Raw genomic sequence first — 8,158 nt, 5'->3', positions numbered from 1 at the left:
GCCAGACGGCTTTTTGCCACCTGCACCGGCGCGGCGCAAAAACGGTTCAGGGTGAAAACACCGCTGACACGGGAATCTTCACTCAACTCCAGCACCACCAGATCCTTGCGGTTGGCCTTCTTGATGCCGGCCTCAACAGCGGCAAGACGGATACCGGGGACGGGCAACCATTCTGTCTGTGTCATAACCAATCCTTGAAAATTCAGCTACTAGCTCCTAGCGGTGAGCTACAAGCCATAATAACCAAAAGCACCGGTTTTCACCGGTGCTTTTGTCTTTCTCGTCGCTGGAAGCTCGTAGCTAGTAGCTCGGCACTGATTCTATTCAATCTTGCCGTGGCACTGCTTGTACTTCTTGCCTGAGCCACAGGGACAAGGTTCATTACGCCCCACCTTTCGACCTTCACGCACCACGGTCTTGGTACCGTCAGCCTGATTGTTCTCGCCGGCCGTGCCATCAGTACCCGGTTCCGGGGCCGCCTGCATCTTCATTTTTTCAGCCTGGCGACGGGCTTCTTCCTGGCGCTGTTGCTCAAGGCGCTCCACTTCGTCATCACGCCGCACCTGGAAGCTGTGCAGCACCCGAATCAGCTCATGCTGGATCTGGTTGAGCAGCCCCTGGAACAACTCGAAAGACTCTTTCTTGTATTCCTGCTTGGGGTTTTTCTGCGCATAGCCGCGCAGATGAATACCCTGACGCAGATGATCCATGCTGGCCAGATGCTCTTTCCAGTGACGGTCGAGAATCTGCAGCATAAGGTGTTTCTCGATCTTGCGCAGGTCCTCGACACCGATTTCCTCTTCCTTGCGCAGATAGTCCTGCTCCAGGGTTTCCACCAGCTTCTCGATGACACCGTCGATGTGCATCTGGTTGTCTTCGTTGAGCCACTGGCCCACCGGTGCATTGCACTGGAATTCCGCCTCCAGAGTTTTCTCCAGACCCGGCACATCCCACTGGTCTTCCACGGAACCCGGCGGCAGATAACTGTGCACCAGCTCGGTCACCACATCATAACGAATGCCTTGCACAGAGGTGCGCAGATCGTCGGTTTCCAGAATCTGGTCGCGCTGGGTGTAGATCACGCGGCGCTGGTCATTGGCCACGTCATCGTATTCAAGCAGGTTCTTGCGGATATCGAAGTTACGGCCTTCCACCTTGCGCTGGGCATTCTCGATGGCGCGGGTCACCCAGCGATGCTCGATGGCCTCGCCGTTCTCCAGCCCCAGAGAGCGCATCATGTTGCGGATGCGGTCGGAAGCGAAGATCCGCATCAGGTCATCTTCCATGGACAGGAAGAAACGGGTGTAGCCAGGATCACCCTGACGACCGGCACGACCACGAAGCTGGTTATCGATACGGCGAGACTCGTGGCGCTCGGTGCCGATGATATGCAGGCCGCCAGCTTCCATCACCGTGTCATGGTTACCCTGCCACTCGGCGCGAATTTTTTCCGCTTCCTTGTCCGAGGGGGTATCCATATGCTTGATCTGCTCTTCCGGGTTGCCCCCCAGCACAATATCCGTACCCCGGCCCGCCATGTTGGTGGCGATCGTTACCGCACCAGGACGCCCCGCCTGGGCAATAATCTGTGCTTCACGCTGGTGGAACTTGGCGTTCAGTACTTCGTGGGCAATCTTGTCTTTTTTCAGACGATTGGACAGATACTCGGACGATTCAATGGTCGCGGTACCCACCAGCACCGGGGCGCCCTTGGCCACCGCTTCGCTGATTTCCTTGACGATGGCGTCGAATTTTTCTTCCAGTGTCAGATACACCAGGTCATTGGCATCCACACGAACCATGGGCCGATTGGTCGGCACCACCACCACGTCCATGCCATAAATCTGACGGAATTCCATGGCCTCGGTATCAGCCGTACCGGTCATACCCGCCAGCTTGTTGTAGAGACGGAAATAGTTCTGGAACGTGGTAGATGCCAGCGTCTGGTTTTCCTGCTGAATATTCACCCCTTCCTTGGCTTCGATAGCCTGGTGAATCCCCTCGGACCAGCGACGCCCCGGCATGGTACGACCGGTATGTTCATCGACGATAACGATCTGATTATTTTGAACAATATAGTCCCGGTCCACATGGAACAGGGCATGGGCTTTCAACGCCGCGTGGACATGGTGCAACAGGGCCAGATTGTGGGCGGCATAGAGGCTCTCCCCCTTCTCCAACAGGCCATTGCTGACCAGCAGCCCTTCAATTTTCTGGTGCCCGTCTTCGGTGAGTTCTACCTGACGCTGCTTTTCATCGACAAAGTAATCGCCTTCCTGCTCTTCCGTCTCGGCGGTGAGGTTGGGCATCAGCTTATTGACGGCCGTATATAGCTCGGAGGAATCGGCTGCCGGCCCGGAAATGATCAGCGGGGTGCGGGATTCATCGATGAGGATGGAATCCACCTCATCCACAATCGCGTAGTTAAGGCCACGCTGAACCCGGTCTTCCAGACGGAAGGCCATGTTGTCGCGCAGGTAGTCGAAGCCGTACTCGTTATTGGTACCGTAGGTGATATCAGACGCGTAGGCCGCACGCTTTTCATCGGTGGGCTGCTGGGAAAGAATCACACCGACACTGAGGCCCAGAAATTCGTAAAGGGGCCGCATCCAGTTGGCGTCCCGCTCTGCCAGATAGTCGTTCACGGTGACCACGTGTACGCCTTCGCCGGAGAGCGCATTCAGGTACGCTGCCAGGGTCGCGGTCAGGGTCTTACCCTCACCGGTGCGCATTTCGGAAATACGCCCCTCATGCAGAGCGATACCGCCCATCATCTGCACGTCGAAATGGCGCATGCCCATCACCCGGGTGGAGGCTTCGCGCACCACCGCAAAGGCTTCCGGCAGCAATTCATCCAGGGTCTTGCCATCCTGGAACGCCTGACGGAATTCGCGGGTCTTGAGCTGCAAGTCCGCCTCGCTGAGCTGTGTCAGCGCTTCCCCGTGGCTGTTGATCGTTTCGACCAACTTGGCCATGCGTTTCAGCTCACGATCATTCTTGGTGCCGATGATTTTTTTTACGATGGTACCCAGCATACAACTTCCGGTTCGGTAAAAAGTCAGGACAAACAGCCCGTTGGCGGCAAAGTGCTGGCCGCAAGGTGAGCCATTCTAAACACAATAAGATGAAGAGATAAGGTGGTATTCCCGGTTATCAAGGGTGCTCAACGAAAAACGGCCCCTACAAGGGGCCGTTTTTGGTCTGTTATTTAACGTCGGGCGCGGTAAATATAGGGCTGCGGGTTCACCTGAGTGCCATTTTAAGCACTTCATAATGAATGTGCGGCCCGGTAGAGCGGCCGGAATTGCCCACTTTGCCGATAACGTCCCCGGTGCGAACAATCTCGCCCGGCTCCACCAGTAATTCCAGGGCATGCCCATAGCGAGTGGCGATACCATTACCGTGGTTGATTTCCACCATCAGGCCATAGCCAGAGCGGTCACCGGAATAGGTCACGACACCAGCGCCGGTGGCAATGATCGGTGTGCCTTCCTTGCCGGCAAAATCCACCCCTTTGTGCCAGGCCACACGGCCGGTGAAGGGATCTGAACGACGCCCGAAGCGGCTGGACATCCAGCCCTTGGCCAGCGGCCGACCGGACAGATAGGTCTGGTCTTCGATCTGCTTGCCGGCCAGCAGGTTTTCCAGAATTTCCAGCTGACGCTCGCGGCGCTCCAGGGTGTGGGCCATCTGGTTCACCGCTTCCATGAAGGAAGGCAGCTCGTAACTGGCACCCTCTTCCGAGCCTTCCGGCCCGCCCAGCCCCGGCACGGTGCTGAAATCAAACTCCTCACCATCGATATCTGCCACTTCCACCAGCCGCTCACCCAGCGCATCCAGTCGAACCAGTCGAGCCTGGGCCTGGGCCAGCTTCAGAGTCAGTGCCCGGAACTGCTCCTGGCTGAGGCGATCCAGGGACTCCAAGGCTTTTTGCTGGTCTTCCAGATGGGCGGAAAAACGTTCGGTCATTACCGGCGTATACTCGGGCTGATCGCTGAGTTGCGACACCAGCAGGTAGCCGCCAACGCCCATCAGCACCGGCACTACCACCAGCACGGCAGCCAGTAACCAGGGCCAATGGCGAGGAACCGGAAGTGTGCGCGAATGGCCACGCTTGCTGTTAATGACTAAGATATTCATAGATTCGTGTAACGCACCGACTAAAAATTAAGAATTTCAAATAGTTGCACTGGTTTTCTTGATTATTTTTTACAATTTGCAGGCTAGTCTAAGTAAAACCTATGAGCAAGACAACTTCGCCCAAAGCCCTGCTCGCCCTGCTGAGTGGTCATCCTACTCTCTCTGGCCTGACCAGGGAGGCCAAAAAGACCGCTCGCCAGGAGCCAGACACCGCCGCAGCCACCAATCCGCTTGATTGCCTGCCACCGGCACTGCGCGAGCGGGTTACCCTGGTGGAAGACAGCATGCGCTGGCTGGCTATTGCCGAAACCAGCGCCACTGCGCAGCTATTGCGTTTTCACCTGCCCAAATTGCAGCAGGCCCTGCCCGGCCAGCAGATCAAGATCGTGGTGGGCGGCAAACGCCAGATGCAGAACAGCAACGTCCGTGCCAACCAACAGGACAAACCCAGATTGGCCAGGGAAAGCGCCAGACAAATTGCCGATCTGGCTGACACCATCGAGGACAAAGGCCTCAAGGCATCCTTGCAGCGGCTGGCCAGCCGCGGTGAATCAGAGTGAGCCAACCGTTGAAAGTTCAACGGTGAACAACACCTTCAATGTCTGGATACCTGAACAGAGAGTGTGTAACAGGCAAGTGAAAGGGGCTAACGCCGGGAATCATCAGTAACGCAAGCAACATTATTGATGTCCAGGCCAACTCCGGGCATTACCGGTTTCGTGTTGAAGCCCGGAATTCTGGCTAACTCGCCCTCCCTGAAACGAAAAACCACCCGGCGGCGGGAGAACCGCCGGGTGGCAACAGGGTTTCGACGTTTACAGCGTGCAGCCGGGTATTACTCGGCCGCCGCGAGCACGGGTCGCATGTAGGACACTGGCGCATCGGTGGCATCTTCGAAGGTCACCACCTCGTAGGAATCCTGCTGACGGAGAATCTCGCGCAGCAGGGCATTGTTGAGGGCATGGCCGGACTTGTGACCAATGAACTCGCCGATCAGGCTGTGGCCCAGCAGATACAGGTCGCCAATGGCATCCAGCATCTTGTGCTTGACGAATTCGTCCTCGTAACGCAGCCCGTCTTCGTTAAGGATGCGATATTCATCCACCACGATGGCGTTATCGACACTGCCGCCCAGCGCCAGATTCTGGCTGCGCAGGAACTCGATATCGCGCATGAAGCCGAACGTCCGCGCCCGCGCCACTTCCTTCACGAACGAGGTCGTTGAGAAGTCGATGCTGGACACCTGGTTGCGCTCTTCAAACACCGGGTGATCGAACTCGATGGAGAAAGTCACCTTGAAGCCATCAAAGGGAACGAAAGTCGCTGACTTGTCATCCTCACGCACCGTCACTTCCTTCTTGATGCGGATGAACTTCTTGGCAGCTTCCTGCTCCTTGATGCCGGCAGACTGCAGCAGGAACACGAAAGGACCGGCACTGCCGTCCATGATCGGCATTTCCGGCGCGGATAGCTCCACGAAGGCGTTATCGATGCCCAGGCCTGCCATGGCAGACAGGAAATGCTCCACGGTGCCCACCTTCACGCCATCCTGAACCAGGGTCGACGACAAAGTGGTCTCGCGGACGGCATCGGCAGACGCCTTGATCTCCACCACCGGGTCCAGGTCCACACGCCGGAACACGATACCGGTATCCACCGGTGCCGGGCGTACGGTCATGTAGACCTTTTCGCCGGTGTGAAGTCCCACGCCGGTGGCGCGGATCACGTTTTTCAGCGTTCGTTGTCTGATCATCAGTCTGTCACACAGCTGCGGGTATCCTGGAGGATACCGCTTTCCTCAACACAAAATGAGGGCGTAATTATACTGCAATGCCCTGATTTTGCACCCTTGGCGCCAGACCGTTAGTCGGCCTGGCGACGGAGGAAGGTCGGGATATCAATGAAATCCAGATCTTCCGCGGTGCTCACCGCCTGCTGACCACGGCCGCTGGCCGCCTGCTGGGCAGCGCGTTTGCGCTCCACTGCCGGGCGATCCAGGTCGCTGTAGTCCACCCGACCATCCGCGGTGACGGGGGTCTGACGACCACGTACCACTTTTAGTTCCTGCTGGGCGGCGGCGCCCAGACCGGTAGCAACCACGGTGACGCTGATGCTGTCGCCCATATCCGGGTCGATGGCGGTGCCGATGATTACGTTGGCATCATCGCTGGCCAGTTCGCTGACAATGTCACCCACTTCGGAGAACTCGTCCAGCGCGATGGACTCGTTGGCGGTGATGTTGATCAGGATACCGCGAGCGCCGCGCAGGTCCACGTCTTCCAGCAGCGGGCTGGAAATGGCTGCCTGGGCCGCTTCTGCCGCCCGGTTTTCACCGCTGGCCGTACCGGTACCCATCATGGCCGTGCCCATTTCGCTCATCACGGTGCGCACGTCAGCGAAATCCACGTTGATCATGCCCGGGCGAACGATCAGGTCCGCAATCCCTTTTACCGCACCCTGCAGCACTTCGTTGGCCGCCTTGAAGGCGTCCAGCAGGCTGGTGGAGCCGCCGAGAACCGCTTGCAGCTTCTCGTTGGGGATGGTGATCAGGGAGTGAACGTGCTCTTTCAGCTCCTCGATACCTTCCTGGGCGGAGCGCATGCGCTTCTTGCCCTCGAAGGGGAACGGCTTGGTCACCACCGCCACGGTCAGGATACCCAGCTCCTTGGCGATTTCAGCCACCACAGGGGCTGCACCGGTGCCGGTGCCACCGCCCATACCCGCGGTAACGAACACCATGTCGGCGCCGTCCAGCAGCTCGGCGATGCGGTCACGGTCTTCCTGAGCGGACTGACGACCGATTTCCGGGTTTGCGCCTGCACCCAACCCCTTGGTCACCTGGCTGCCCAGCTGAATCACGGTTTTGGAGGAGGCATTTCTCAGTGCCTGGGCGTCGGTGTTGGCGCAGATAAAATCCACCCCTTCCACACCGGAACGCACCATGTGATCCACGGCGTTACCGCCGCCACCACCGACACCTACCACTTTAATGACCGCGCCATGCGGTACGCTGTCTTCCAGTTTGAATTGCATGGTTGATCTCCCGTTATTGCTTCCCTGTTACTACTTTGAACGTCATTTAACGTCGAATTGTCCCGGTGATGTTGCCGCGGCCCGGAACTGCCGCTTCCGCAAAAGCGGTTAACCGGCTCAGGAAACTAGAAGTTGCCCTTGAACCAGTTTTTGAAACGCTCTACCCAGTTCACTTCCCCGCCACCGGCAAGGGCGCGGGCACTGGTGCCGTCCTTTTCCATGCGCTGGCCATACAACAGCAGGCCCACCGCGGTGGAATAGATCGGGTTCTTGACCACGTCGATAAGCCCGGAGATACCCTGCGGGGACCCCAGACGCACCGGCATGTGAAAGATTTCTTCGGCCAGATCCACCGCACCCTCGATCTTGGAGGAACCACCGGTGAGCACGATGCCACCAGGGATCAGGTCCTCGAAGCCGGAGCGGCGAAGCTCGGCCTGGATCAGGGTGAACAGCTCGTCGTAGCGCGGCTCCACCACCTCGGCCAGATTCTGGCGGCTGAGGGTCCGTGGCGGCCGGTCGCCCACGCTGGGCACCTTGATGGTTTCGTCCGCGCCGGCCAGCTGGGTCAGCGCGCAGGCGTACTTGATCTTGATCTCGTCCGCGTGCTGCTTGGGGGTGCGCAGGGCCATGGCGATATCGTTGGTTACCTGATCCCCGGCAATAGGAATGTTGGCGGTATGACGAATGGCGCCTTCGGTGAAAATGGCAATATCCGTGGTGCCACCACCGATATCGACGATGCAAACACCCAGTTCGCGCTCGTCTTCGGTGAGCACGGCGTGAGCACTCGCTAACTGCTCAAGGATGATGTCATCGACCTCCAGGTTGCAGCGGCGCACGCATTTCTCGATATTCTGGGCGGCGTTCACGGCACAGGTCACCAGGTGCACCTTGGCCTCCAGACGCACACCGCTCATGCCGATGGGCTCGCGCACCCCCTCCTGGTTGTCCACCACATATTCCTGGGGCAGCACGTGCAGGG

7 protein-coding genes are annotated in these 8,158 nt (G+C 58.3%); 1 reads left to right on the top strand and 6 read right to left on the bottom strand.

Going from position 1 to position 8,158, the window contains the following annotated elements; genetic code table 11:
- The 3 genes from ACFE0K_RS09370 to ACFE0K_RS09360 form a co-directional block, all read right to left on the bottom strand.
- The coding region (locus ACFE0K_RS09370; protein WP_434535814.1) for a bifunctional ornithine acetyltransferase/N-acetylglutamate synthase at positions 1-185 on the bottom strand (185 nt) is incomplete at its 3' end.
- Between the two features lie 135 nt (positions 186-320).
- Complete coding sequence (gene secA, locus ACFE0K_RS09365) at positions 321-3,035, bottom strand: preprotein translocase subunit SecA (protein ID WP_434535813.1); 2,715 nt, start codon at positions 3,033-3,035, stop codon at positions 321-323.
- 208 nt (positions 3,036-3,243) lie between these two features.
- Complete coding sequence (locus ACFE0K_RS09360; RefSeq protein ID WP_434535812.1) at positions 3,244-4,140, bottom strand: M23 family metallopeptidase; 897 nt, start codon at positions 4,138-4,140, stop codon at positions 3,244-3,246.
- Positions 4,141-4,241: 101 nt separating this feature from the next.
- Here ACFE0K_RS09360 and ACFE0K_RS09355 point away from each other — a divergent pair, with 101 nt between their 5' ends.
- A complete protein-coding gene (locus ACFE0K_RS09355; protein WP_434535811.1) occupies positions 4,242-4,700 on the top strand; it encodes a hypothetical protein in 459 nt (152 codons plus the stop codon).
- Positions 4,701-4,975: 275 nt separating this feature from the next.
- On the opposite strand, the gene lpxC is transcribed toward ACFE0K_RS09355, so the two are convergent.
- The 3 genes from lpxC to ftsA form a co-directional block, all read right to left on the bottom strand.
- Positions 4,976-5,893 (bottom strand): UDP-3-O-acyl-N-acetylglucosamine deacetylase, encoded by a 918-nt coding sequence (gene lpxC, locus ACFE0K_RS09350; protein ID WP_434535810.1) that lies wholly within the window; start codon positions 5,891-5,893, stop codon positions 4,976-4,978.
- 110 nt (positions 5,894-6,003) lie between these two features.
- Positions 6,004-7,173 carry a cell division protein FtsZ gene (ftsZ, locus tag ACFE0K_RS09345; RefSeq protein ID WP_035248004.1) on the bottom strand — a complete coding sequence of 390 codons (1,170 nt, stop codon included), beginning with the start codon at positions 7,171-7,173 and terminating at the stop codon, positions 6,004-6,006.
- Positions 7,174-7,298: 125 nt separating this feature from the next.
- Positions 7,299-8,158, bottom strand: an 860-nt coding sequence (gene ftsA / locus ACFE0K_RS09340) for a cell division protein FtsA (protein ID WP_434535809.1), incomplete at its 5' end; no start/stop codon positions are given.

Source organism: Alcanivorax sp., from assembly GCF_051117345.1.
Lineage (GTDB): Bacteria > Pseudomonadota > Gammaproteobacteria > Pseudomonadales > Alcanivoracaceae > Alcanivorax.
Note: the sequence above shows the minus strand (reverse complement) of the source record. Positions and strands in the feature narration are given on the sequence as shown.

Coding starts and splice junctions, on each gene's coding strand:
- secA (WP_434535813.1), bottom strand. CDS start 3,035: ATGCTGGGTACCATCGTAAAAAAAATCATCGGCACCAAGAATGATCGT.
- ACFE0K_RS09360 (WP_434535812.1), bottom strand. CDS start 4,140: ATGAATATCTTAGTCATTAACAGCAAGCGTGGCCATTCGCGCACACTT.
- ftsZ (WP_035248004.1), bottom strand. CDS start 7,173: ATGCAATTCAAACTGGAAGACAGCGTACCGCATGGCGCGGTCATTAAA.
- ACFE0K_RS09355 (WP_434535811.1), top strand. CDS start 4,242: ATGAGCAAGACAACTTCGCCCAAAGCCCTGCTCGCCCTGCTGAGTGGT.
- lpxC (WP_434535810.1), bottom strand. CDS start 5,893: ATGATCAGACAACGAACGCTGAAAAACGTGATCCGCGCCACCGGCGTG.